At 43.5% G+C, this 24,266-nt stretch carries 23 protein-coding genes; 13 read left to right on the top strand and 10 right to left on the bottom strand.

Features of this window, described 5'->3' with window-relative positions; genetic code table 11:
* Nucleotides 1-386: 386 nt before the first annotated feature.
* A complete protein-coding gene (locus tag DWW52_RS04480; protein WP_118714234.1) occupies nt 387-1,319 on the bottom strand; it encodes a YitT family protein in 933 nt (310 codons plus the stop codon).
* Between the two features lie 319 nt (nt 1,320-1,638).
* Between DWW52_RS04480 and DWW52_RS04485 the strand changes: the two genes are divergently transcribed.
* The gene (locus tag DWW52_RS04485) at nt 1,639-2,181 is read left to right on the top strand and encodes a TetR/AcrR family transcriptional regulator (protein WP_158582477.1); all 543 of its coding nucleotides are present in this window, start codon (nt 1,639-1,641) and stop codon (nt 2,179-2,181) included.
* 16 nt (nt 2,182-2,197) lie between these two features.
* Nucleotides 2,198-3,148: a 3-oxoacyl-ACP synthase III family protein gene (locus DWW52_RS04490; RefSeq protein WP_118714236.1), complete on the top strand. Its 951-nt coding sequence runs from the start codon at nt 2,198-2,200 to the stop codon at nt 3,146-3,148.
* Nucleotides 3,149-3,331: 183 nt separating this feature from the next.
* Here the strand turns inward: DWW52_RS04490 and DWW52_RS04495 are convergent, their stop codons facing one another.
* Nucleotides 3,332-5,401, bottom strand: coding sequence for a UvrD-helicase domain-containing protein (locus DWW52_RS04495; RefSeq protein WP_118714237.1), 2,070 nt, complete (start codon nt 5,399-5,401; stop codon nt 3,332-3,334).
* Nucleotides 5,402-5,512: 111 nt separating this feature from the next.
* Entirely contained in the window at nt 5,513-6,280 is a 768-nt protein-coding gene (locus DWW52_RS04500; RefSeq protein ID WP_118714238.1) for a LuxR C-terminal-related transcriptional regulator, read from the bottom strand.
* A gap of 354 nt (nt 6,281-6,634) precedes the next feature.
* On the opposite strand from DWW52_RS04500, the gene mnmE reads away from it, so the two are divergent.
* From mnmE to DWW52_RS04545, 9 genes are all read left to right on the top strand, one after another.
* On the top strand, nt 6,635-8,029 hold the full coding sequence (gene mnmE / locus DWW52_RS04505) for a tRNA uridine-5-carboxymethylaminomethyl(34) synthesis GTPase MnmE (RefSeq protein ID WP_118714239.1): 1,395 nt from the start codon (nt 6,635-6,637) through the stop codon (nt 8,027-8,029).
* Between the two features lie 271 nt (nt 8,030-8,300).
* Nucleotides 8,301-9,179, top strand: coding sequence for a helix-turn-helix domain-containing protein (locus tag DWW52_RS04510; RefSeq protein WP_008764703.1), 879 nt, complete (start codon nt 8,301-8,303; stop codon nt 9,177-9,179).
* Between the two features lie 117 nt (nt 9,180-9,296).
* On the top strand, nt 9,297-10,412 hold the full coding sequence (locus tag DWW52_RS04515) for a site-specific integrase (protein ID WP_008764702.1): 1,116 nt from the start codon (nt 9,297-9,299) through the stop codon (nt 10,410-10,412).
* Nucleotides 10,413-10,581: 169 nt separating this feature from the next.
* Nucleotides 10,582-11,427, top strand: a complete 846-nt coding sequence (locus DWW52_RS04520) for a hypothetical protein (RefSeq protein ID WP_008764701.1) — start codon at nt 10,582-10,584, stop codon at nt 11,425-11,427.
* Between the two features lie 99 nt (nt 11,428-11,526).
* A complete protein-coding gene (locus DWW52_RS04525) occupies nt 11,527-11,901 on the top strand; it encodes a helix-turn-helix domain-containing protein (protein ID WP_008764700.1) in 375 nt (124 codons plus the stop codon).
* 2 nt (nt 11,902-11,903) lie between these two features.
* Nucleotides 11,904-12,974, top strand: a complete 1,071-nt coding sequence (locus DWW52_RS04530) for an AAA family ATPase (RefSeq protein WP_008764699.1) — start codon at nt 11,904-11,906, stop codon at nt 12,972-12,974.
* Between the two features lie 310 nt (nt 12,975-13,284).
* A complete protein-coding gene (locus tag DWW52_RS04535) occupies nt 13,285-13,704 on the top strand; it encodes a hypothetical protein (RefSeq protein ID WP_008764697.1) in 420 nt (139 codons plus the stop codon).
* Nucleotides 13,701-14,912: a hypothetical protein gene (locus DWW52_RS04540; protein WP_008764696.1), complete on the top strand. Its 1,212-nt coding sequence runs from the start codon at nt 13,701-13,703 to the stop codon at nt 14,910-14,912. Before DWW52_RS04535 ends, DWW52_RS04540 begins: the two co-directional genes overlap by 4 nt.
* 4 nt (nt 14,913-14,916) lie before the next feature.
* Nucleotides 14,917-15,444: a membrane protein gene (locus tag DWW52_RS04545; RefSeq protein ID WP_008764695.1), complete on the top strand. Its 528-nt coding sequence runs from the start codon at nt 14,917-14,919 to the stop codon at nt 15,442-15,444.
* 60 nt (nt 15,445-15,504) lie between these two features.
* Here DWW52_RS04545 and DWW52_RS04550 read toward each other — a convergent pair whose 3' ends face one another.
* Together DWW52_RS04550 and DWW52_RS04555 are read right to left on the bottom strand one after the other, a co-directional pair.
* The gene (locus DWW52_RS04550) at nt 15,505-15,891 is read right to left on the bottom strand and encodes a hypothetical protein (RefSeq protein WP_008764694.1); all 387 of its coding nucleotides are present in this window, start codon (nt 15,889-15,891) and stop codon (nt 15,505-15,507) included.
* A 105-nt stretch (nt 15,892-15,996) separates the two neighbouring features.
* Nucleotides 15,997-16,923 (bottom strand): site-specific integrase, encoded by a 927-nt coding sequence (locus DWW52_RS04555; RefSeq protein ID WP_008764693.1) that lies wholly within the window; start codon nt 16,921-16,923, stop codon nt 15,997-15,999.
* 58 nt (nt 16,924-16,981) lie between these two features.
* Between DWW52_RS04555 and DWW52_RS04560 the strand changes: the two genes are divergently transcribed.
* Entirely contained in the window at nt 16,982-18,133 is a 1,152-nt protein-coding gene (locus tag DWW52_RS04560) for a restriction endonuclease subunit S (RefSeq protein WP_118714240.1), read from the top strand.
* Here DWW52_RS04560 and DWW52_RS04565 read toward each other — a convergent pair.
* A complete protein-coding gene (locus DWW52_RS04565) occupies nt 18,126-18,737 on the bottom strand; it encodes a restriction endonuclease subunit S (RefSeq protein WP_233556694.1) in 612 nt (203 codons plus the stop codon). The two genes, DWW52_RS04560 and DWW52_RS04565, sit on opposite strands and share 8 nt — an antisense overlap.
* On the opposite strand from DWW52_RS04565, the gene DWW52_RS04570 reads away from it, so the two are divergent.
* The gene (locus DWW52_RS04570) at nt 18,727-19,380 is read left to right on the top strand and encodes a restriction endonuclease subunit S (protein WP_230589111.1); all 654 of its coding nucleotides are present in this window, start codon (nt 18,727-18,729) and stop codon (nt 19,378-19,380) included. The genes DWW52_RS04565 and DWW52_RS04570 overlap by 11 nt on opposite strands.
* On the opposite strand, the gene DWW52_RS04575 is transcribed toward DWW52_RS04570, so the two are convergent.
* The 4 genes from DWW52_RS04575 to DWW52_RS04590 are packed head-to-tail and all read right to left on the bottom strand — an operon-like array spanning nt 19,373 to nt 24,260.
* Nucleotides 19,373-20,578 (bottom strand): restriction endonuclease subunit S, encoded by a 1,206-nt coding sequence (locus tag DWW52_RS04575; protein ID WP_050443740.1) that lies wholly within the window; start codon nt 20,576-20,578, stop codon nt 19,373-19,375. The genes DWW52_RS04570 and DWW52_RS04575 overlap by 8 nt on opposite strands.
* 5 nt (nt 20,579-20,583) lie before the next feature.
* The gene (gene rhuM / locus DWW52_RS04580) at nt 20,584-21,990 is read right to left on the bottom strand and encodes a RhuM family protein (protein WP_199691951.1); all 1,407 of its coding nucleotides are present in this window, start codon (nt 21,988-21,990) and stop codon (nt 20,584-20,586) included.
* Between the two features lie 7 nt (nt 21,991-21,997).
* Nucleotides 21,998-23,551: a type I restriction-modification system subunit M gene (locus DWW52_RS04585; protein WP_008764687.1), complete on the bottom strand. Its 1,554-nt coding sequence runs from the start codon at nt 23,549-23,551 to the stop codon at nt 21,998-22,000.
* A gap of 4 nt (nt 23,552-23,555) precedes the next feature.
* The gene (locus DWW52_RS04590; RefSeq protein WP_008764686.1) at nt 23,556-24,260 is read right to left on the bottom strand and encodes a GIY-YIG nuclease family protein; all 705 of its coding nucleotides are present in this window, start codon (nt 24,258-24,260) and stop codon (nt 23,556-23,558) included.
* Between the last annotated feature and the right edge of the window lie 6 nt (nt 24,261-24,266).

Here is a 24,266-nt window from a genome sequence, read left to right on the forward strand (position 1 = left end):
TCCCGGTAGTGTCTCTCCAGTGTCTCACTAGTAAGTTAATTGAAAGTTAACTGAAAGTTGATTGAAAGTTAACTGGCCGCGACATCAACTTCCACTTGATTTTACCTTAACCTCTAGCCCCAAAAAACAGTGAAGCACCAGCGAACCACCCGTGAGTGTACGGCGCATCACACTAGAAAATACCTGAAAACGCTAGGTAATCAACACATCCCTCCGTGTAAGGAAGAAAAACGCTTAGTAATCAACTCTCCCCCTGTGTAAGGAGAAAAAAACGCTTGGTAATCAACTCTCCCCCCGTGTAAGGAGAAAAAAACGCTTGGTAATCAACTCTCCCCCTGTGTAAGGGGGAGCCGGAGGGGGTAGTTATTTCTTCATTCCGAGCCCCCCTACTCGTCATCCAATTTCTTAAACCCCTTCCCTAAAATCTGGCTAGCCTCAAAGATCGTCACGAAAGCATTAGGATCAATCTTGTAAATAGCCTGTTGCAAAGTCGCCATTTGCCGACGGTTAACCATCGTCATGATCATCTCCTTCTCCAAGCGATTATACATCCCTTGTATCGGGACGATAGAACCACCGCGATGCAATTCATTCAATATATAAGCGCGAATCTCCTCCACCTTATCGGAAATAATGAAGAAACTCTTTTCATTATTAAATCCTTGCAGAATCATGTCGATCGTCTTCCCCATCAGGAAAATCGACAGCCACGAATACATCGGCACTTTCCAATCCTGAAACATCAGGAAACCGAAAATCACGATACAGGAATCCACCAACATCTGCAACTGACCGAGCGGACGACGCGTCCACTTGTGCAGGATATTAGACAGCACGTCCGTCCCCCCGCTGGAAGCCCTCGTTTTCAGGATCATCCCGACCCCGGTACCCATAACGACCCCACCGAAGACACAAGCCAATAACACCTCGTCCCCTAACTTGAACGGGTCAAGCGCAACCATCGGGTCCGTCGGGATAGGTTCCCCCATCAATGTCAACAGGATCGCCGGAAGGCTATCGGAAAAAACGGCCACCAAGATAAAACAGATGAATGTCTTCACCCCAAACCCGGAGCCCAACACCTTCATTCCCAACAAGCTCAATGGCAAATTAAAACACAACGCCGCTATACCGATCGGGAAACCCCACTTGTGTTGCAAGACAATCGTGATACCATATATCCCTCCCGGAACAATTTTATAGGGCGCCATAAAGCAGCTATACCCTAACGCCAAAACAAAAGCACCCCCGATTAACAAGGCATAAGTCTTGAACCACTCCCGGGTAAACGGTTTTTCTTTCAAAAGTATATTTACCATCTCGTCTGATTTAAATTCGGCCGCGAATATACATCCCGTCCCACCCGAAAAACATGACAAAAGTCATGTTTCCGAGGAAAAATCACAACATCCTTCCCCAGGGCAAACGCTTTTAGCCCTTCGAGTCAACTTGCCAAGCGTACCCCCGTCAACCTCCAATTTTCGAGCCCCACATCGAACATATTTTTTAACATTTCAGGATAACTTGCGGCACCGATTTTGTATATCCACGGAAAATAATTATAATTGCACACTTTTTCCAAATTGTGAAATTAAAATGAGGACAACCCTACGAATTACAAAAGAAAAAATAGTCACCGTGGCACAAAAATTGTTCGTTGAAATGAGTTTCTACGGAACAACGATGAAAGATATAGCCAAGGCCGCTAAAATCAGTAGACGTACGTTGTACACGCATTTTAACAGTAAGGAAGATATATTTAACCACATCGTCAACCAGAAAATAGAGTTGATCGAACAAAAACTAGAACAGGCAGTCAGGACGGCCTTGCCAGCCGACAAACGGTTGAAATTATATATAAAGGAACGGTTCAATTTAATCGCGGAATTAATGGGCGGTAGTCAATCTATCAAAGAAACCTTTTTACACAACAACAGTAAGATTGAAATTTTGAGACAAAACATCGACAGGCAAGAAATAGAACTCCTCTACTCGATCCTGAAAGATGGGGTCAGCCAGGGAATCTTCTCGATCAAGCAACCCCGCCGTTTGGCAAACTCGTTACAATCCGTTTTTAAAAGCCTTGAATTCGGCTTTATTCGCCAACATGAGCATCAACCCAGACCACAAGTAATCAACGAGTACATAAACATATTATTTCACGGTATTATCAAGAAATAAACTAAACACACTATATATGGAATTATATATCAATGCCTTTGCCCATTACATCCCGGAAACCCGGGTTCCGAACTCTTACTTCAAAGAGGTAAACGGTTTGGACGACGAGTGGATATACTCCCGCACGGGAATCCGCAACAGAAGCAAAGCCGGGAAAGGTGAAAACACCAACACCATGGCACTAGAGGCTGTTGAGCGATTGAACGACAAACTCCCCTTCCCGATAGAAGAGGTTGACCTGATCGTTGCCGCCACCTATTCCCCGCATGACACCGTTGCCACGGCCGCTCATGCCATACAACGCCGATTCAAAATACGGGCAGCCCAATGCCTCAGCGTTTCGGCCGCCTGTTCCTCGTTCATCAACGCCATGGAAATCGTCGAGGGATATTTCGCCATGCACAAGGCCACGAAAGCCCTCGTCATCGCCTCCGAACACAACACCGAATACAGCAACGAGACTTGTTCCCAAAGCGGTCACCTCTGGGGTGACGGGGCCGTGGCCATTGCCATCTCAGCCTCACCCGAGGGAGAGAAACCGGCTAAAATACTGAGTATTTTCACCCGGGGACTCGGACATATCGGTAAAGCGGATACCGCCGTCTACCTCCGTCCTCACCACGGGGGAATCGGGATGCCGGAAGGTCGCGACGTGTTTATCAACGCCTGCCACTACATGATCGAAGGATTAAGTGCCGTCACCAGTAGCCAGGGGAAACAGTTAAGCGACCTGAAATACATCGCCCCCCACCAGGCCAACAAACGGATCATGTCCACGGTTGCCCGCCAGATAGATTTCCCGGAAGATCACATGCTTTCGAATATCGAAGAAGTCGGGAACACGGGATGCCCCAGTTGTGCCATCGCCCTCTCTCAAAACCTTGACCGCGTACAACAAGGCGATCTTGTCGCCCTCTCGGTCTTCGGTGGAGGCTACTCCTGTGGGGCCGCCCTACTGCAATTCTGATAAATTGAAATAACCTCTCCGACTCTTCCCTACACGTTTTAGTAACCAACACTCCCCCCGTGTAAGGGGGAGCCGGAGGAGGTAGTCATCACACGTGGAGTAATATTATAAACACTCCTCTTTATCTCTCGCCCAATCCTCTTCCCCGAATAAACATCCACGTAAGAATCACCACACCTCTCCCTACAAATCAACATTTAACAACCCCGTCCTTCGACCGTGATAAGTCAATGTCAAACAATGCATAGCCCTAGTTGCCGCAACATAAAGCATACCCCGGTCTATATCGCTTTTGTAAGTCCCGCTATTCACGTGAGGAATGATCACTTCATCAAACTCCAACCCCTTCGCCATATGAGCAAAAGTGACAACAACGCCTTTTATAAATGCATTACTCTGGCTCGAAAGAAAATGAACCTCTTGCTCCCGCTCTTTGAGCCTATCGTAAAGCCCTTTTGCCAAACCTTCATCTTTACAGACAATGCCAAGAGATTTATAACCGGATAGCCTAAACCCCGCTATCAATTCCACGATTCCCCCGATCTCCTCCTCCTCGCTCCCGAAATGAAGCACTCTCGGTTTATCCCCGTGCCGTTCAACCACCTCAAGCTCGTCATTCGCCTGTATTCTCTGGGCAAACTCGGTAATCTCGCAAGTCGAACGATAACTTTTGCACAACTTCATCACCTCCCCCGCGACAAGCGCTTTGCGAATCATATCCGAAGTTAAACTTCCATACGGGTTCACCGACTGGTTGGCATCCCCCAGAACCGTCATTTTACAAGCAAACAACTTCAAGATCACCTTGTACTGCACGACCGAATAATCCTGCATCTCATCAATCAACAAATGCTTCACCCGAGAATAAGACTTTTGCCCTTCCAGAGCCACGTGGAGATAAGCCAACGGGGCCAGATCGGAATACTCGACCGTGCGATTTTTCCTCAACTTGAACATCCCCGGCATTCCAAGCCACTCGAAAAAGTCCTTGTAAACCTGCAAGTCATTATTCCCCGCGAACATATCCCGAATCTTATTCCTAAGCGCATTCCGTTCGGCAGTAGTCAACCTCACCCGGTAGCGCACCCCCACTTCCTCCACGATATAATCCGTCATCACCTCAAAACGCTGGCGCATCGGGTAACGGTGGAACCTCCGGAACTGTTCGGCGACATACTCGCCGGGTAACGTAACAAGCCTCATGAGCTTCACATCCTCCGGACGGAAATAAGTATTCTCCACGTGAAGAATAAAACGATCGAGTTGCGCGACAAAATCAAAGGTCGACTTATAGCGAACACGTTCAATAAATCCCGCTGTCGGTCTACCCAGCAACTCCGCCACCTGCTCGAAAAATGTCTGGTACCTGTATTTGTGATCAAGCACCCCGGAAAGAACCAGTTCCATACTCGTTTCCGGGATCGCCTCTTCCCCCAATTCGGGCAGAACGTTCGATATATAGTCGGCAAAAACCTTGTTAGGCGAAATAATCAGGATATCCTTCGAGCTGATTTCCCCCTTGTGCGCGTACAACAGGTAAGCCACCCGGTGGAGAGCGATCGAAGTCTTTCCCGATCCGGCCACGCCCTGTATAACAAGCACCCGGGCCTCCTCGTCCCGGATAATACGATTCTGTTCCCGCTGGATCGTCGCCACGATATTCTTCATCTTATCGTCCGTGTTGGCACTTAACTCCTTTTGAAGAACCTCATCGTGAACCGCCAGGGAACTCTCTATCATGTACTCCATCTTCCCGCCACGAACTCGATACTGTCGTTTCAGGGAAATCTCCCCCTCCGTCCTGCCCGCCGGAGAATCGTAAGAAGCCGCCCCCAACTCGTAATCATAAAACATACTCGAAACGGGCGCTCGCCAATCGTAAATCAAATTCATTTTCCTTCGGGAATCATAAAAAGAATGTATCCCGATATACACGGGTACCACTCCCGCGCCCGCCCCGTATTCCCGGAAATCAACCCGCCCGAAATAAGGGATATCCAGTATTTTCTCCAACCGAGCCCGCTTATCAATAACACTCTCGCCAATGGCAAAATGATTCAGTATACTCTCCCGCATGGAACGAATCTCGTGAGGATCAATGTCTTTATTCGACCACAAATAATCCTTGTATTCCCGTAACGTGTCAACATGATCTTTCACCGACGAGTCCACCCCTTGAATAGCCTCCTTGATAACACGCGTAACCTGTTCCAAATACTCCCGTTCCTGTTGCTCCGTTTTATTAAACACCATAAAGTAATCATTTATCACGTAAAAAGCCTGTATAGAAGAGACAAAATTACGTCAATCACCTGGTGCGGTAAATAGCTATTTATAGCTATTCCCCGGAAAGGAATCCCGGGATCAAAACAATATTCCGGAATCGTTAGCCAGATTTATCGCTTCAATGGCATTATCAACCTGCAATTTCGCCAGTATACTCTTCCGATGATTATTCACGGTATAAATACTAACCTGCAATTTATCAGCGATCTCCTTACTCAGAAACCCTTGGCGAATCAACAACAAAACTTCCTTTTCCCGATCGGTTAACGGTTTCACCATCGACAGACACGTGGCCGATTTAACGATCTCCCCGGTCTTCCGGTTTACAACCGTACGCTTCACCCTCTCCCCCGGCACCTGATCGGGAGAGATATCCATAACCCCCATGATCATCCACGCCCTACCATTCTTGTCCGTTTGGAAAACCTGATGACGGCTGACCACATTCACGTATTCCCCGCACGTGTTAAGCACCCGGAACTGGAACACCTGCTGGTAATCATTCCTACACCCGACGGGAAGCGAGTATATAAACTGCCCGTGATCGACCTGGTATTCCACCAACTGCTTCCGGTCGTCCGGGTGAATCCTCTCCTCCAGCCAATCCCCCTGCTCCCTGATCGCTTCTATCCATTCGGGAGCGTACCCGAAAAGACGGGAGAAATTCTCGGAAGCAAAATCATATCGTTTCTTGAACACGTCGACCACGAACAGGCAACTCTGGCTCACACGAGACATTTGTTGCACCAATTCCCTTTTCCGGTCCCAATAATGATAATCCACGTCAAGACTCGTTATTCCTTGTCTTGCCCACAATTCTTCGGGAGTAATCTTCTTTGAAATCATAATACAAATATACGCGTAATCGGGTTCTCACAAATATGATCGTCCCTAAAAATCAATAATTCCTCCATACTATCGCTTACATCTATTCGTTATCTCTAGGATATATCTTCGTTATACCTTCGTTCCTTATAACCCTGTTATAACGATAGTATAACGAAGACATAACGAATAGATGTAAGATTATCTATTGATTATCACATGCTTTATATCACCCTAAAAATAACTTTTCAATAAAAGCGACAAACATCCCCTCCTCCCGCTTACAGGATTAAATTCTAAATTCTAAATTTTAAATTCTAAATTTCCGTTTCAAGAGAATCGGAAATAATATACCTTTGCCCAAAAGGAATACCTATGAACGACCAGACTGTAATTTGTGCCATCGCTACCGCTCCCGGAATGGGGGCTATCGCCGTGATCCGTTTATCGGGAAAAGGATGTATCGAAGTTTGTGACCGGCTTTTTGTCTCTCCCTCCGGCAAGAGATTGGTGAACGCCCGTCCGAACACCGTTCATTTCGGCAAGATCGTGGACAGCGAGGAACTCGTTGACGAGGTGCTGGTAACCGTGTTCCGTGCCCCCCACTCTTTCACGGGCGAGGATTCAATCGAGATATCCTGTCACGGCTCCACGTATATCCAGCAACGCATCTTACAGTTATTGATCAACTCCGGAGCCAGGTTAGCCGCACCCGGTGAGTTCACGCAACGAGCCTTCTTGAATGGCAAAATGGATCTTTCGCAGGCGGAAGCCGTTGCCGACTTGATCGCCTCCTCCTCGGCCACCGCCCACAAAATGGCATTAAGCCAAATGCGAGGCGGTTTCTCGGACGAGTTGATGAAACTGCGAGTAGAACTACTACACATCACCTCCCTGCTCGAACTGGAACTTGATTTCTCGGAAGAAGATGTTGAATTTGCCGATCGGTCGGAATTACATTCTATCGCCGTGGGAATCGACACGTTGATTTCTCGCTTGTGTGATTCCTTCTCTCTCGGCAACGTCATCAAGAACGGTATCCCCGTGGCTATCGTCGGGAATACCAACGTGGGAAAAAGCACCTTGCTGAATGCCCTCCTGAAAGAAGACCGGGCCATCGTTTCCGATATCGAGGGAACCACCCGCGACGTGATCGAGGATACCATAAACCTCCAGGGGATTACCTTCCGCTTCATCGACACGGCAGGTATCCGCCACACCGACGATAAAGTGGAAAACATGGGTATCGAACGTACCTTTTCCAAGATCGAACAAGCCCGTATCGTGCTTTTGCTGATTGATGCAACCAAGGAAATCAACCAATTCCTCCCCTATTACACCCAAGTAAAAGAACACATCTCCCCCGACACTCGCCTGCTCATTCTACTCAACAAAACCGACCAATCCGATTCACCCGACACGCTTTTATCAACTATCGCCCCTCTCTCCTCCGGTGAATTCATCCTCCCGATCTCTGCGAAGACGGGGCATAACATCCCGCACCTAGTGGATCAGCTCGTCTCGGCCGTCAACATGGAAGCCCTAACCTCCGGTGATGTCATCGTCAGCAACACCCGCCATTACGAGGCCCTCACCCACGCCCGCTCTGCCATCGAACGCGTCATCGCAGGCTTGGATTCCCACCTAAGCGGGGAATTCATATCCCAAGACATCCGGGAATGCCTGCATTACCTCGGGGAAATCACGGGCCAGATCACGACGGATGAGGTACTGGGGAATATATTTAAGAATTTTTGCATCGGCAAGTGATAGCTTAGAAACAGTCGTAACCAACTACAATCATTTAGAATAAAGTCGCTGTATATCAGCGACTTCTATATTTTAGTACTTCCCAGTCCGTATTTGGGAATAACGGTTTTTATCTATATTTTTCTATCATATTTCTACCGCGACGGAAGTTCACGGTTAGTCCGAATGTCACAGTGACGCATTAGTTGACGTGTGTTGACAGTGGTTTACATGTGTTGACAAAAATCGGGAGAAATAAGGCGAAATTACCGCCAATGTAAACAAGGAAAATATGGAAGTAAGAAAGATTTGCCAATGGTGTGGAAAACCATTTATAGCTCAAAAGACAACGACTTGTTATTGTAGCCACCAATGTTCCAATCTTGGCTACAAGGAACGCATTCGGGAACGTAAGCGGCAGTTGAAACGGTCGCAAGAAATATTGCAATCTCGACAAGCCGCCGAGGGGCAGGATTTCTTCTCTTTTGCCCAAGCTGCAAAGTTGATGGGCGTAACTCGGCAATACATATATAAATTGGTAAAGGAATCGAAACTTCGGGCTTCGCGCATCAGCGGCAAGAAGTCGCTCATCCGCCGTGCGGACATTGAACTGATGATGAAAACCAAACCTTACGAGCGTGTCTTGCCCAAAGAGGACTTCGACATCTCTGAGTATTACACAGCCGAAGAGATTGCGGAAAAATATAAGGTCAACGCCAAATGGGTGTGGACTTACACACGGCAACATAAAGTGCCGAAGGTGAGAATACGCCAGTTCAACTATTACAGCAAGAAACATATCGATGCAGCCTTTGCCAAATACGAGGTGGATTCCGACCTTACTGAATGGTACACACCGGAAGAGATTCAGGAGAAGTACGGCATGACACGTGTCGCTATCCGTTCGCAGGTGTATCGGAACAACATTCCCTCCAAGAAAGAGCATGGGCAGATATTCTACTCAAAGCTCCACTTCGACCTCTCGAAGAGTTCCGAACAGGAGAGCAAGGCGGAATACTACACCGTCAAGGAGGCAATGGAGAAATTCAAGCTCTCTCGTGATTCGGTTTACGGTATTCTGCAATTCCATCAGATCAACCGTGAGAAGAACGGACGGTTCGTCAGATTCCTGAAAGTGGAGTTTGACCGGATAATGGGTGTCCGCAAATAGTCTAATTTATGACTATCCGTAAATTATTCAAAAATTAATCCCTGCTGTAGGTAATCTGCATGATTACATTATAGAGTTTCGCCGACGAATTAATAATAACCATAAAAATATAACATTATGCATGAATGCAAGACCGTGACATTAAGGACACGTCCGCTAAAAGGCAGGATGATGTCTTTCTATCTGGATTATTATCCGGGATATCGAGACAAAGAGACAATGAAAGTTATCCGCCATGAATCGCTTGGTATTTATATCTATGCCAATCCGAGAAACAAACGTGAACAGAATTTCAACGAGGTAATGACCGAGAAAGCCGAAGCCATCCGTTGCCGCAGGTTCGAGTCAGTAGTCAATGAACGGTATGACTTCTTTGACAAGTACAAACTCAAGGCAGACTTTCTGGAGTATTATCGCAAGCAGCTCCGTAAGCATGACCAGAAATGGGAGTTTGTCTATCTGCATTTCAGTAACTTCGTACATGGTAAATGCACCTTTGAAGAGATTGACATCGACCTCTGTAACAAGTTTCGGGAATATCTGCTGAGTGCCAAGAAGCTAAGGCGTAACGGACGTATCACACGGAACTCCGCATCAGGATACTGGTCTACTTTCAGAGGTTTCCTGAAAATACTCTATCGTAATGGAATGATAAAGACCAATGTCAATGATTTCTTGGAAAAGATAGAGACAGAAGATGTAATGAAAGAGGCCCTGTCAGTTGAGGAATTGTACAAATTGGCTGAGACACCTTGCAAGAAACCTATTCTGAAAACGGCATCGCTGTTTTCCTGTATGACCAGCTTGCGCATCAGTGACATTCTCTCGCTATGTTGGAAAGACATCGTGGACTATTCTGCCGGTGGGAAATGCGTACACATCATTACGCAAAAGAACAAGGCGGAAGACATCATTCCCATTAGTGAAGAAGCTTTGGGATTGATTGGCTATAATTCTGAAAAGAAAGGTTTGGTATTCAAGGGGCTTATGCGCAGTTGGACGCAAATACCGATGAAAGAATGGATTCGTTCTGCCGGAATTACCAAGAACATAACATTTCACTCGTATCGTAGAACATTTGCGACGCTACAAGCAGCTGCCGGGACGGACATCCGCACCATACAGAGCATTATGGCGCACAAGAGTATCACCACCACTCAAAGGTATATCAAAGTCGTGGATGCCAACAAACGTGAAGCCAGCAAGAAAATCACCCTGACACGGCAAGACTGACAGCTGCTTTGTCCTCGATTTCTGCGGTCAGAGTATGATTTTAGGTGAAAAATCATACTCTGACCGTGATATTTAGCATGATACGTGGTAACTATCAGTCTCTTTATTGCAACTATCTGGAATATCGATTATATCTTTAGCGCGAAACGATTCCAAATACTTGCAGACCATGACGAATAAAAAACAAATTCAGACTAAAAAGATAAGTTTTATCCTCGCACTGTCCGTTATCATTTATGCGGCCATAGATACTTATCTTTTCCTTTGCCATGACATCAATATCATGCGCATAACGACTCCTGTCATCCTTGGACTGGTAATAGCTATCATATTGTGCGGACTCCTGCACAAATTTTTCTATAAATGGCTGACAAAAAATCCTATCAACTTCTCTTTTGGCGAGCCATCTACCCCTATTGTAAAATCAGAGAACGCCATAGAATCTATGGATGCTACTGAAATACTGCCCATCGAGCGACCGATGGGTTTGGCTGAACAGGGGTGTCCTCCGTCCCAACAGTTGAATCAAGATACTGTAAACTCTGATTGTCCGCAAGATTCTCATTTGAATAAATATGATTCCATATTGGTGGAACTAAAAAAGAAAGAGATTGAAAGGCAAGTGGAAATCATGGATGCGATTCGGGAATATGTAACCGTCAAGACTGCCCCCTATCTCTCCAAAGAGGATATTGCCACCCTCATTTCCAATATAGAGTATATGACTTACGATCAACCTGAGTCATATAAACCGATTCGTTCCAATATAGACAATTCGCTGAGGTCGCCGGGGCTTCGCCATTTGGCATGGAATATCGGTGAACGCTTGGGAGTGCCCTTAGCGAAAAGAGCCGTTTTTATCAAGAAATCATTTCCATACGAACTTGCAAACGCAACCCTTGAATATCTTAAACTTAATTTACGGGATAATGTCTCAAGCCAGATTCCCATTGATGTGCCCGATAAAGGCGATTATCGTTTCCATTTAGATGCAGATAATGATGACTCGCAATAGAAAAAGTATGCAGACGAAATAATTAATCCGATCTGTATTGTTCTGCAAGGTTTCATTGAGTTGGTTCGCAGCATGTTAAACGATTAAAATAGTCATAATATGAAAAAAGACCAACTGACATTCAACGACCTGCCGACTGTGGTAGGCGAACTATGCGACAGAATCGCAAGTATGGAAAACCTGCTTACAGAGAAACTTTCCAAGCAGTACGAAACCAAAGAGGACACGCACGTCCCCATGACCGTACAGGAGGCTTGCAACTATCTTAAAATGCCGTTGTCGACCTTTTATTACAAGGTCAAAAAGGACGATATTCCAGTTATAAAACAAGGGAAGCATCTCTACATCTATCGTGACGAACTGGATAGATGGCTGGAATCTTCCCGGAAGAATCCGGCTCCGCAAAGTTTCGAGGATGAGAATGAGTCCTTGCTCGCCTCCCATCGCCGTAAACCGAACCCTAAAAACTGGTAGCGATGGAAAAGACAGACACTATTATTCTTTCTCCGGAAGAGTTGACCGCTTACATAGCGGAGTCTACAATAAGCGTAACGAGTACATACGAACACTCCCCAGTGGTTCTGATGGTGGACGATACTGTTATCGGAACATTGGGAAACTTCAGTGCTTCCATCGGGAAAGCCAAAAGTAAGAAAACTTTCAACATTTCGGCCATTGTCGCATCGGCATTGAGTGGCAGCACCGTTCTTCATTATCGGTCTACATTTCCTGAAAATAAACGGAAGATTCTATACATAGACACAGAGCAGGGGCGGTATCATTGCCAACTGGTATTGAAACGCATCTTACGTTTGGCCGACCTACCGGAATACAAGAATCCGGACAATCTGATCATGCTGGCTCTGCGCAAGTTTTCCCCTAAACTACGTCTGGCGATAGTCGAACAGGCCATTGGCACGATACCAGATTTGGGACTGGTGGTAATTGATGGCATCCGTGATTTCCTGTATGACATCAATTCTCCTGGTGAATCTACCGATATCATCTCCAAATTCATGCAGTGGACGGATGACAGGCAAATCCATATCCATACCATCTTGCATCAGAACAAGAATGATGAACATGCCCGTGGTCACATCGGCACGGAACTCAACAATAAAGCGGAAACCATCATGCAGGTCGAAGTGGACAAAGAGGACAAAGCTGTAAGCGTGGTCGAAGCCGTCCATATCCGTGACAGTGAGTTTGAGCCTTTCGCCTTCCGCATAAACGAGGAAGCCATGCCCGAACCGGTAGAGTCCTATCTGCCCAAAGAGAAGAAGACCGGACGACCAACCAAAGGACCGTTCGATCCGGACAAGGAGATTCCAAAGAATGTACATCGTCCAGCATTGGATGCCGTTTTTGCCAATGGCAACATCAACAATTACGATGATTATATAGAACGCTTGAAAGAGGGTTACGGATTACAGGGTATAAAACTCGGTTATAACAAGGCGGTAAAGGTCGCAACATTGCTCAGCGACAAACAAATGGTTATAAAAGAAGGGAAAGATTATGCCTTCAATCCAGAATACCATTATTGATTTCAACTTTACTTTATTGTTGGGGCGTATATATAAGAATAAAGCAAAGTCGGAGGAAGACATCATGTGAGATATTCATATCCCCTCTTTTAGAGGCTAGTATCATCCTATGTTTCCTATCCGAGTGCCAGCTCACTATACGCAACCGATGTGGCTTGCCGTGAAGCATCAACAGGTAACTGTTGCGAGATATGCCAAGGTATAACCTCACTGCGTTACGGTTGTACATTGTCGCTCTCGCCTGCTCAGTTCCCTCGCCGGTGCGGTACTCGCAAGCTCGCACCTAGTCAACCATTATAAAACGATTCAAATGAAAGAAGATATTGAAAATACATCGGACTCCTCGAAAGAAACCAGAAGTGTCTTTATCGGAGCTAAAGTCACTCTTACTCAGAAGGAGCATATAAAATCACTGGCCGGACAATGCGGCATGACTGTAAGTGACTACATATTATCACGTGCGTATAACTTCAAGCCAAAAGCAAGGCTCACGAAAGAAGAAGCGGTACTGTTACAGAATCTGGACGATTGTCGGTCAGACCTCGTAAAATACACCTCCGCCCTACACGGAATGTCCACAAAGCAGCGCATGGCAATGTTCAATCAGGTTCCGTTTATGGTGGGCTGGCTGAAAGAATTAGGTAATGTGGCTGAAAATATCTGCCAGTTCCTGAATGCTGTAAAAGAGAAGAACAAAATTCCGTCCACCCCTAAATCCGAAGAAGAATGATTGCGAAAGCCAAAGCCATATCGCACGGCATAAACGACCTCCGTTACATTACCGGCGAATCACAGCATAAGAAGCATCCGGAGAAAATCTATCGGGTATTGGACAATCTGTTGTCCTCAGAACCGGATGCTATGGGGATATGGAACTCCATGCAGTTGACCCTATCCCAGCATCGACCGATAAAGAACTCCGTTATCAGAATCGAGCTGAGTCCATCGCCCGAACATACCCAATTCTATGACATCGAAGATTGGCAAAATCTTTGGCAAGATTTCGCCGAGGAGTTCGACAAACAGGTGATTACCGGCAAGGATGGAAAAGTCCGTTCCTATCCGACCAATTTGGCAGGCAGCAAGTACTCGGTTTGGCTTCATACGGAATCCAAAGGCGAAGTTCCCCATCTACATGCTGCGGTCTGCCGTCTGGATGAGAACGGCAACATCAACAATGACCACAACATTCATCTTCGGGCGCAACGTGCTGCCGAACGAGTGGCAAAGAAACGAGGCTGGACGACTGCGGCACAAATCCGAAATCGCAACATTCCACAAGTGAACCGGGACTGTATGGAGGTGTTGAAAGCAATGCCATCATGGTCATGGGATGAGTACAAGAATGCTCTTATACGGAAAGGTTATACCGTCCATGAAAGGGAGGACAAGAAAGGTCTTCTCCGTGGATATGCTCTCATGAATGGAAACACCAAATACAAGGCTTCAGAATTGGGAATCGGCAGGAATCTAATGGTCTCGAAACTTCCTGCGACATGGAAGAAACTGCACCATCAGCCAGCTACCGTCATTAGAAATAATGCTCCCCAAGCCGTTCAACAGATAGCGATACATAAGGTTGCTCCTATTGACTATACCCAATATCTCACATATCGTCACGATATGATTCCCTATACCCTCAATCATGAAGACAAGGAACACAAGTTCTATATTTCGGAAAAAGTGCTCGACTGTTTCAATGACGAGTTTGATTACAGGGCTGTTGCCAACTGTCAGGAACTTACCGATATGGCGGTAGCTATATTTGTCGGACTGATAGATACTCCCAATGTAACAACCGGAGGAAGTGGCGGAGGTTCACAAAGCGACCTTCCGTGGAGAGACAAGGACGAAGACGATTTGCAATGGGCTCGCAGATGCGCTCGTGCTGCCAGTCGTTCGTTAGGAAAGAAAACGAAAATAGGATTAAAACGATAAGCACATGAAGACGAAATTTGATTTTTCCGCAGAAATGAATGAAGCGGAATCCATAAAAAACACTCCCAAGAATGAATATCTGGAGGAAGAGAAACGGTTACTCGATATCAACGCAAAGGAACTTGCCAGCCTGAATGATAACGTGTTCAAGTTGAGAACAGAAGTTGAAAATCTGTCCGGCTCTATACGTGAGTGCAAACCTATCATTTCTAAAGAAATGCAGAATTTAGCAGTAGAATTTGGTGCGACCCTTCTATGCAATTTTCTCAGCCAGATTGAGAGCAAATGTAAGGAAACCGAGCGGAGAATGAAGAAAGCCGACAATGCCATCCCCATCCCAGATACGGCATTCTACATTTTGATTATCATTGTAGTTGTTCTATCTTCTTTTTTCGTGTGCATGATAGTGGCTAATGCAGAGATTTTGCATTCCGGATTGATTTGGAAAGCAGTTATCTGCTGTATTCTCATTGCCGTTTTAGGAATTGGTATAGCGTTAATAGTACAGAAGTTTTTGGATAGAGGTAAATAAACGAAAAGTCTCAATCGGATAGAGATTGCTACCAGTTGAGACTTTTATAATATGCCTATGTTATTGAAACTTTATTACAGGAACTACTTTTTCACCAAGTTTGGTCTCATAACGAAATGTTCCTATTTGCATAGCCTTTTTACCTTTAGGTACTTCAATTACCTGATCATCATAAAACAGATTCTGACCATCTGTCACAATATAGACGACCGGCCCAGTAAAAAATGAAGTTGAATACCCTTTCTCCTCGCAATTGGCCAAAGCACCATCCCCAAGAACCTGAAAAACTTCAAATTTTGTTGCGGTAGTAAATACCGTCTGTTGCTCGGCAATCGTAATATCCGATTCGTTAGCATTTGAATTGGTAATACCTATAACAAAAAGTACTGCAATTGTTAATACACACCCAGTAACAATTCCCAAGAAGAATATCAAACCCTTTCTCATAAGTAATATTTTTAATAACATTCAAATATACAACATAATTCTGAATCACAGAACAATTGAGAGCGAAGAAATTACAGCATTAATTTCCTCGCTCTATACATAACTTTATTTACCCAGTGACTTGAACACCTTAGATATGCATCGCTTTTTCTGTTCCATATTTGGATGAACATATAAGTCCAGTGTAGTTGAGATATTTGAATGCCCCAGTAGCACACTAACAGTCTTATAATCACAACCGACCTCTATACAACGAGTCGCAAAACTATGACGGAGTCCATGATACTTCAGCTTGGGAATATCAAGTTTCTCCATAAGCCTTTTATAGTAGTTGCGATATGTGCGTGGCTCTGTCGGACGCTCATCATTAGTAAGAATGTAATAATCGTCATTAATTACTTTTTTCAAAGGCTTTAACATAGTAAGCAATTCTTTGTTTATCGGGATTTCACGGCAAGAGTTTTTTGTCTTTGGCGTGTTGATGACCAGCTCTGTATGTTTTCTCTCTCCTTCTATGATATAGATGCGTTCTATCGTCCGGTTAACGGTTAGAATCCCGTCATATACATTGATGTCGCTCCATTTCAAAGCACAGATCTCCCCTATACGCAGACCGGTACTAAGGCTGATATAGATACCAAGTCCCGGAAAGGAAAAGTGGCTCTGAATATAGTTCAGAATCTTTTTATGATTTGCCACGGACAAGACCTCCAACTTTTTACCAGCAACGTCTGTTGGGTACTTAATATCCCATTCGTAATAGTTCATCCATTCGTTTTTCACCCCGAATTTCATAACCATCTTTAGGACAATAAGAATGTCCTTAACAGATTTCATGCTCAATCCGCCTTCCAACTTTTCAAGCACAAAGCCTTGTACATCATTTTCATGAAGTTCGTTACTCTCACCAAACTTTGGCAAAATGTGATTTTCAAGAATCAACATGTAGGCTGCCAATGTCGATTGTTTCACATACGGTCGCTTGTTCTCTCGCCATGCGTCCGAAATTTCTCTAATTGTCTTCTGAATCATAATTTTGAATTTAATTGGTTCTAATAATTAGAGAAATATAATAGGTAATGTTCCCCTTTTGAGATTTCCAGAGTTTACAGATGAATGGAAGGAGTCTGTGTTATCAGATTTTGTAGAGCGAGTTAAAAGGAAAAATAAAAACAATCTTTGCAAACTGCCACTAACAATTTCCGCACAATATGGCTTGGTTGACCAAATTTCATTCTTCAATAAAGTCATTGCAAGTGAGAATATGTCGAATTACTATTTATTACATAAAGGAGATTTTGCCTATAATAAAAGCTATTCTTCAGAATATCCGTGGGGTGCAATAAAGCGACTTGACTGTTATGAGCAAGGTACATTATCCTCTCTATACATTTGCTTTAAACCGTATAGTCATGTCTCATCGGATTTTTTAACTCACTATTTTGAAACTTCAAAATGGCATCAAGGTATTTCTGAAATCGCAGTTGAAGGAGCAAGGAATCATGGATTGTTAAATGTTGGTATTCAAGATTTTTTTGAGACAAGGCATTGCCTACCTCAAAGTCTCTTAGAGCAAGAGAAAATTGCAAAATTTCTCAACTTAATCGAAGAACGAATCGCGACCCAAAACAAAATCATTGAGGATTTGAAGAAACTAAAGTCCGCCATTGTTGATAAACTCTATTCATCAACAAATGGCAAGACTTATTCTTTCTGTCAACTTTTTGAAGTGGTCAATGAGAAGAATAAAAAACTTGCTTACAAAAATGTTCTTTCTGCCAGTCAAGAGTTAGGTATGATTGAGCGTAGCAATATAAACATAGACATCAAATTTGAACAAGAAAGTATCAGTGGATATAAGATTGTCCGTAAAGGTGATTATGTTGTACATCTTCGTTCTTTTCAAGGAGGTTTTGCTTTCTCTGATACAACAGGAATATGTAGTCCAGCATATACAATACTGCGTCCCAACGATTTAGTGGTGTATGGCTATCTGTCTCATTTTTTCACATCAAAGCCGTTTATAAAGTCTCTTAAACTTGTAACATACGGCATACGTGATGGAAGATCTATCAATGTGGATGAATGGTTGGATATGCCGATTCTACTTCCGTCAGCACAAGAGCAAATGCGCATCCTTACAATAGTAAATGCTATTGATGCAAAACTTCATAATGAAGCCAAAGTACAATTTTGCTTATCCAGTCAAAAGTCTTATTTATTGAATACTATGTTTATATGAACATCTGTTTCAGCAAATAAGATTTTTGTGTGTAGTACAATCTTTGCAAACTTTTGTTTACCATTAACGATTTCTCTATCGCATCAATGGCAAAAATGATTGATTGGGATTTCCCATTCTCTATCAGAGGAAAACTCATATTTAATATGTCATCGCCATTGAGATTTGCAATAGCTCCATTTCCCCCTTGCAGTGATTGATACACCAGCCTCTTGTATCTCTGTGATTGCATTAACCATTTTACAAATGGATATGATGTGCGGTAGATACCGCAAAATGCACCTATCGTAGATTGTCCATCATTGAATGGATAATATGAGTTTTTCCCTACAAGAGAAGAAGAACCATTAGCCATACAAATAACAATATCACCTTTTCGCAGGATTTGGCTTGTAGTTGGTGTTTTATTAACGTAAACAACTTCATCTTTGTCTACATTGTTGCCGTAATTCAAATTATTTGCTCGTATTACAGTAGTGGCGGCTTTATTTTCTGTAACATCTTCATTTGCATAGGTTAATCCTCTTACAAAACAACCAACATCCCTCAATTTGAATGATTCACCATTTTGATTGCACAACAACATTTCAACAATGGCGGACATAACTGAAATTTCATCCTTAATTCAGGCAATGTGTGATACTTTGATAGAATCAGAACAACATAAAGTTGAATTGGCCTTTAGTGATTTTGGAAAATCGTATTCCGGCTTATCAGGTAAAAGTGCAGAGGATTTTGGTGAAGGCTGTCCGTACATAACATATATGAATGTCTATCAGAATCAAATCATTAATGCGACTAATGTCGGTTTAGTCAAAATCAATGGAGCTGAACAGCAATCAGTTGTCCATTATGGTGACATTCTTTTTACTTTGTCATCTGAAACGGCAGAGGAAGTTGGAATAGGAGCTGTGTATTTGGGAGACACTTATCCATTATACCTAAATAGTTTCTGCTTTGGTATCCATATTATAGATGACAATAAGATTTTCCCTCCGTTCTTAGCATTTTATGTTTCAACAAAGTCGTTTAGAAAGGTGGTTTTTCCGCTGGCACAAGGCAGTACACGCTTTAATCTGCAAAAGAATGACTTTATGAAGAAAGGGTTTTCTTTTCCAACAGTAGAAAGGCAGAGGAAGATATACTCAGCCCTCAAAACCTATTCAGATAAACTTGCCGTTGAAAAGAGCATAGCCAAGTTGCTTTGTAAACAGAAAAATCACCTCTTAAGCAAGTTGTTTATATAAACATCTTACTAAGCAAATATTGTTTCTCCTTTTCATATGACCACAACATTTTTTTCTCCATATCAATCTTTTTCTGAATGCTTATCAAGGTATTCGCAATATAGATTGCTTCATTCTCTGTTTTGGGGAGAGGGATAGAGTTTTTCAAGAAACGTTCGTTAGTAATGTTGATGGTATTCTTTGCCCCTTTCTGTATAAGTGGATGCAAATAATTGAAAGCGTTGCTTGGCTGCATGAAATAGAAGTGCAGAATAACCCCGATGTAGTCATTTACCGGCATATAGACACCGTACAGGGGTGAAACCGCAACATCATCTTTAATATAGCTGCGTTTCACTATACCATACGGAAAATCTCCGGTAGGGCTTTTCGTGTAAACAATATCGCCATATTTAACGACATTATAATGAAGCGTTTCTTTTGCTGCAAAAGAACGTCCAAGATATTCAATCTGATTAATAACACCTTGGCTTACAGATACGGAACAAATGATGTAACCATTTGTATTCTTTTCGATTCGTTCTTTCAGAACGTTGCTTAATTCCGTTTTCTGCCAATCACCCTTGCGTATTCCAGCCGCCTTTTTCTGATAAATAATTGCCTGAATTAAGGATTCATATTTTTCAATGATTTTGTTTTGGGTAGCAATGCGTTTATCTATCAACGATAATAACCCAGCAATCTTTTGTTGCTCAACATCAGATGGAACAGATACTTGAATTTTACGAACTTCATTTGCGGAAATTTCTAAAAAGGTTGAGCCGCAAGACTTCCTTATTAAATCTTTCTTTTTTGTTTGTATTAGGTAGTAGAGAAAATCTACATTGCATTTTTTAGATACAAGAGATTGAAAACCTTGGTTTGTAGCACATTCTCTGAGAGATAATGAACATTCTCCAATTGTGGCACGAGAACTTAAAAGTATCGTATTGGGAGGCAAAAGCTTTGCACTGGAATTGTTTAGTCCGTCTTCTGTTATGGTACGCAGACTTGCATCAACGAATTTATTTTTACCTATCTCAGAAGGCGTAAACCATTGTATTCCTCCATCCCAATATGATTTTACTGTTGTATCGGGTGTACCACCGCCTATTACATCTGCTAAATCGTTTATTGATTTTGTCTCCCACTCCCCACTGAACTCTGGAAATCTCAAATGGGGAACATTGAGGACTTTATTTTCGTTATTATCTGCCATAATCATTATTCTTTATCGGGATTGATATCAAACGGCAACAATTTGTCACCATCATTAAACCGGTCGAAATCAGAGATAAACGAGCGGTCTTGAATCACTTTATATTTTTCATACTCACCATACGCCTTCTCTCGTGCTTCTTCTTGAGAAACTTTACCGGCTGAATCTTGTGCTTGATAGTCCATTGTAGCAAGAAACTGTTCAAGACGCTGCTTCCAGTCTGCCATCGTTGTAATAATATGGCGTTGGGCACGCTGCTCTGCAAATTCAAGAAATGCGTTAGTTATGCCGTTGAGTTCTAAAACCTCTTTGTCTGACAAGTAGTTCTTTGCCACAATCGTATCAGACTTCTGGACTCTGCCATCGGGAGCTTTCTTCCAAGTGGTCAATCCCATGTGTGGCATTTCCGAGTCGGCACGTTCATACACTATTTCGGCAGCGGTACGATGAGTTACAGCCAAGTGCATCATGTTTTGCACCATCTTGAAAAACAATTTGGTACAATCCGATTTCGGATCGTAATCGGCACTGCATTCAGCATAGATGTCTGTTATCTTTTGGTAGTATCTGCGTTCTGATGTGCGTATCTCACGAATGCGCTCCAGCAAATCATCAAAATAATCTTTGCCAAAGTGTTTTCCCTGCTTCAAGCGTTCATCATCAAGCACATATCCTTTAATAATAAACTCCTTCAATACAGATGTAGCCCAGATACGGAACTGAGTGGCCTGATAGCTATTGACACGATAACCTACTGCAATAATGGCATCCAAATTATAGAACAGCGGTGTACGCTCCACATCCCGTTTTCCCTCTGATTGAATTATCCCAATTTTTCGGATAGTTGCCTCTTTAGTAAGCTCACCTGTTTCGTAAATCTGACCAAGATGATAGTTGACAGTCCGTACATCCACCCCGAACAAATCGGCCATACGCTTTTGTGACATCCAAAATGTTTCACTGTTGAATATCACTTCTATTCGCACTTCGCCTTGCGCTGTTTTATACAGCAAAATGTTAGAATTCAACGAATTTTGCATCAATTCGTTTGTCGAAATTGTTCGAGTAAAATAATCGCGAGCTTGTTGTACCAACACTTTTTTGACATCGGCATTTTCGGCAACAATCATACATGCCATACGAGACAGACGGAAAATATTGACCTTACGGAATGAGCCGCTTCCAATTCTTACCATATCAACCGTTTGGTTGAAATGGTCGTCAACATTCATTCCTTTTTCACCTGCCACCTTGATAGCTTTGTCTATGACTCTTTGGAATTTCCAATAAGCCGAATAGCCCATAGCAGCGCAAAGGTCACGTGAACTCCAGTATTCGTTTCCGCCCCCATCCTGACGGCGTATATTGTCGAATGATGGACGCATTTCAGGGATGTTGTCTATCTCTGCCATAGTGTAATTATTCAACCAGCCCCAATTCTTTCAAATAGATCTCTATCTCCTTATCCAGTTCGGCTCGCTTGGCTTCCAATTCCGTTATTTCAGCCATGACTGCTTTGATGTCGATAGGCTCTTCTTCCTCAAAAGTATCGACATAACGAGAAATATTCAGGTTATAGTCATTTTCGGCGACCTCCTGTAAAGTAGCGAGGTGACTGTACTTTTCAATCTCCTTGCGGTCGCGGTAGGTTTCTACAATCTTCTGGATATGCTGAGGGCGGAGTTTGTTTTGGGTCTTGACCTTTTCAAACTCTTTGCTGGCATCAATGAACAGGATATTATCGTCTTCCTTACGGCATTTCTTCAATACGAGAATACAGGTCGGAATGCTTGTACCATAGAAAATATTGGCAGGCAGCCCGATAATGGCATCAATATAGTTTTTCTTCTCTATCAGGAAACGGCGTATAACGCCCTCTGCATTCCCTCGAAACAATACTCCATGCGGAGCAACGCAAGCCATCGTACCACCTTCATTGAGATGATAGACCATATGCAGGATAAAAGCATAATCGGCCGTTTTCTTAGGCGCAAGTCGACCTGCTTTACTAAAACGGTCGTCGTTGTTGAATTTATCGGCTGCACTCCATTCGGCAGAGAACGGAGGATTTGCAACCACTGCATCGAACTGCATATCATCGAATGCATCCCATTCAAGCGTATCACCATTCTCTATTTTGAAGCTGCTGAACCGGATGCCATGTAGCAACATATTCATTCGAGCAAGATTGTAGGTAGTCGGATTTTTCTCTTGTCCGTAGATATATGCTGCCTTACCGATACTTGCCGCACGGAGCAATAGCGAACCACTACCACAAGTAGGATCATAAACATTACGCAAACGGTTATGCCCAAGAGTAACAATCTCCGCCAATATACGGCTGACCTCTTGCGGAGTATAGAACTCTCCGGCTTTCTTGCCTGCGCCGGCTGCAAACTGGCTAATCATATATTCGTAAGCATCGCCCAAAATATCAATTTCTTGCGAGGCCTCTACACCAAAGTCAATATCGTCCAATGCAAGAAGCACATTGCTGACGAGCGTGTTTTTATCATCTGCTGTTTTTCCCAATTTAGGCGAAGCCAAATCAATGTCCGAGAACAATCCACCAAAATCCTCTTCACTATCCTGTCCCAAAGTGCTGTCTTCTATACGCTTCAACGAGCGTTCCAACATAGGAAGAACATTTTCTTTCCGCTTGATAGCCTCAATTACGGACGAAAACAAGAACTTCGGTTCAATGAAGTAGCCTATATTTTCCAAGCACTGGTTCTTAACCTCTTCCTGCAATTCCGGTGCATCCGAATCGGTCATTTCCCATAATTCCTTGAATGTAACTTCATCATCATCCAACGCACTGTTAGCGTATGTTTCTATCTTCTCCGACAGGTATTTGTAGAAGATGAATCCCAAGGTAAAATACATAAAATCGCTTGCCGACATATTGCCACGCAAACGGTTTGCGACCTCCCAAAGCTGGTCACGGAGTTTCTGTTGCAGTTCTTCGCTCATATCTTTATTGCTCTATATTATCTTGTATTACATCACTTTCCGGCAATGGTATATTGCTCTCTATTATACTTCTCAGGTCATCCAGCACTTTCCCTTTATATGAGAAATATTTTGCCCCTTGATATGCACCCGATGTATTTCGTTTCTCTTCCGGCATAAACGTACCGACAAAAGGGGACAATTTATAAATACGACCTTCGTATTCAACGGAATCATCGCTTGCTACCTTGACTTCCGTATCCGTAGGAATAAAGGTAACACATTCCCCTATTTTAATACCGACCATGCTGAATTTGAAACGTCCTCGCTTTACGGTTCGTTTCTGCACGACAGGCAATGAATCTTTTTCGTTATGACAAACCGGTTTATTATCTACATAGACCGTAACAACCGCATCATCAATCATCTTGGCTATGTCATTGAATATATCCAAAGCTATTTGAGGCGGTACATTGAAAAACTCCCGATTCTGACGAATACGCAAATCCGTCAACCGATCAATAGTCTTGTGTACATGCTTTTCAACATCGTTATATTTGACCGTCTGAATGGTTGCATAAATCTCAAAAGGCAACAGAACAGCCGTGTTGTCAAGTTCCTTGGAACGTATATCTACAGGCCGCGCACTTTTACCGATCTTGACCCAATCCTCACGAAAACTTGGATTAGTCAAGATATACACATATCCGGGTTCATTTGTCTTTACCATATCAGT

It is taken from the genome of Odoribacter sp. AF15-53, from assembly GCF_003479425.1.
In the GTDB taxonomy this organism is placed as follows: Bacteria; Bacteroidota; Bacteroidia; order Bacteroidales; family Marinifilaceae; genus Butyricimonas.

Coding starts and splice junctions, on each gene's coding strand:
- mnmE (WP_118714239.1), top strand. CDS start 6,635: ATGAACGACCAGACTGTAATTTGTGCCATCGCTACCGCTCCCGGAATG.
- DWW52_RS04540 (WP_008764696.1), top strand. CDS start 13,701: ATGATTGCGAAAGCCAAAGCCATATCGCACGGCATAAACGACCTCCGT.
- DWW52_RS04530 (WP_008764699.1), top strand. CDS start 11,904: ATGGAAAAGACAGACACTATTATTCTTTCTCCGGAAGAGTTGACCGCT.
- DWW52_RS04490 (WP_118714236.1), top strand. CDS start 2,198: ATGGAATTATATATCAATGCCTTTGCCCATTACATCCCGGAAACCCGG.
- DWW52_RS04480 (WP_118714234.1), bottom strand. CDS start 1,319: ATGGTAAATATACTTTTGAAAGAAAAACCGTTTACCCGGGAGTGGTTC.
- DWW52_RS04495 (WP_118714237.1), bottom strand. CDS start 5,401: ATGGTGTTTAATAAAACGGAGCAACAGGAACGGGAGTATTTGGAACAG.
- DWW52_RS04565 (WP_233556694.1), bottom strand. CDS start 18,737: ATGTCCGCCATTGTTGAAATGTTGTTGTGCAATCAAAATGGTGAATCA.
- DWW52_RS04570 (WP_230589111.1), top strand. CDS start 18,727: ATGGCGGACATAACTGAAATTTCATCCTTAATTCAGGCAATGTGTGAT.
- rhuM (WP_199691951.1), bottom strand. CDS start 21,990: ATGGCAGAGATAGACAACATCCCTGAAATGCGTCCATCATTCGACAAT.
- DWW52_RS04545 (WP_008764695.1), top strand. CDS start 14,917: ATGAAGACGAAATTTGATTTTTCCGCAGAAATGAATGAAGCGGAATCC.
- DWW52_RS04535 (WP_008764697.1), top strand. CDS start 13,285: ATGAAAGAAGATATTGAAAATACATCGGACTCCTCGAAAGAAACCAGA.
- DWW52_RS04585 (WP_008764687.1), bottom strand. CDS start 23,551: ATGAGCGAAGAACTGCAACAGAAACTCCGTGACCAGCTTTGGGAGGTC.
- DWW52_RS04515 (WP_008764702.1), top strand. CDS start 9,297: ATGCATGAATGCAAGACCGTGACATTAAGGACACGTCCGCTAAAAGGC.
- DWW52_RS04550 (WP_008764694.1), bottom strand. CDS start 15,891: ATGAGAAAGGGTTTGATATTCTTCTTGGGAATTGTTACTGGGTGTGTA.
- DWW52_RS04525 (WP_008764700.1), top strand. CDS start 11,527: ATGAAAAAAGACCAACTGACATTCAACGACCTGCCGACTGTGGTAGGC.
- DWW52_RS04575 (WP_050443740.1), bottom strand. CDS start 20,578: ATGGCAGATAATAACGAAAATAAAGTCCTCAATGTTCCCCATTTGAGA.
- DWW52_RS04590 (WP_008764686.1), bottom strand. CDS start 24,260: ATGGTAAAGACAAATGAACCCGGATATGTGTATATCTTGACTAATCCA.
- DWW52_RS04555 (WP_008764693.1), bottom strand. CDS start 16,923: ATGATTCAGAAGACAATTAGAGAAATTTCGGACGCATGGCGAGAGAAC.
- DWW52_RS04520 (WP_008764701.1), top strand. CDS start 10,582: ATGACGAATAAAAAACAAATTCAGACTAAAAAGATAAGTTTTATCCTC.
- DWW52_RS04510 (WP_008764703.1), top strand. CDS start 8,301: ATGGAAGTAAGAAAGATTTGCCAATGGTGTGGAAAACCATTTATAGCT.
- DWW52_RS04500 (WP_118714238.1), bottom strand. CDS start 6,280: ATGATTTCAAAGAAGATTACTCCCGAAGAATTGTGGGCAAGACAAGGA.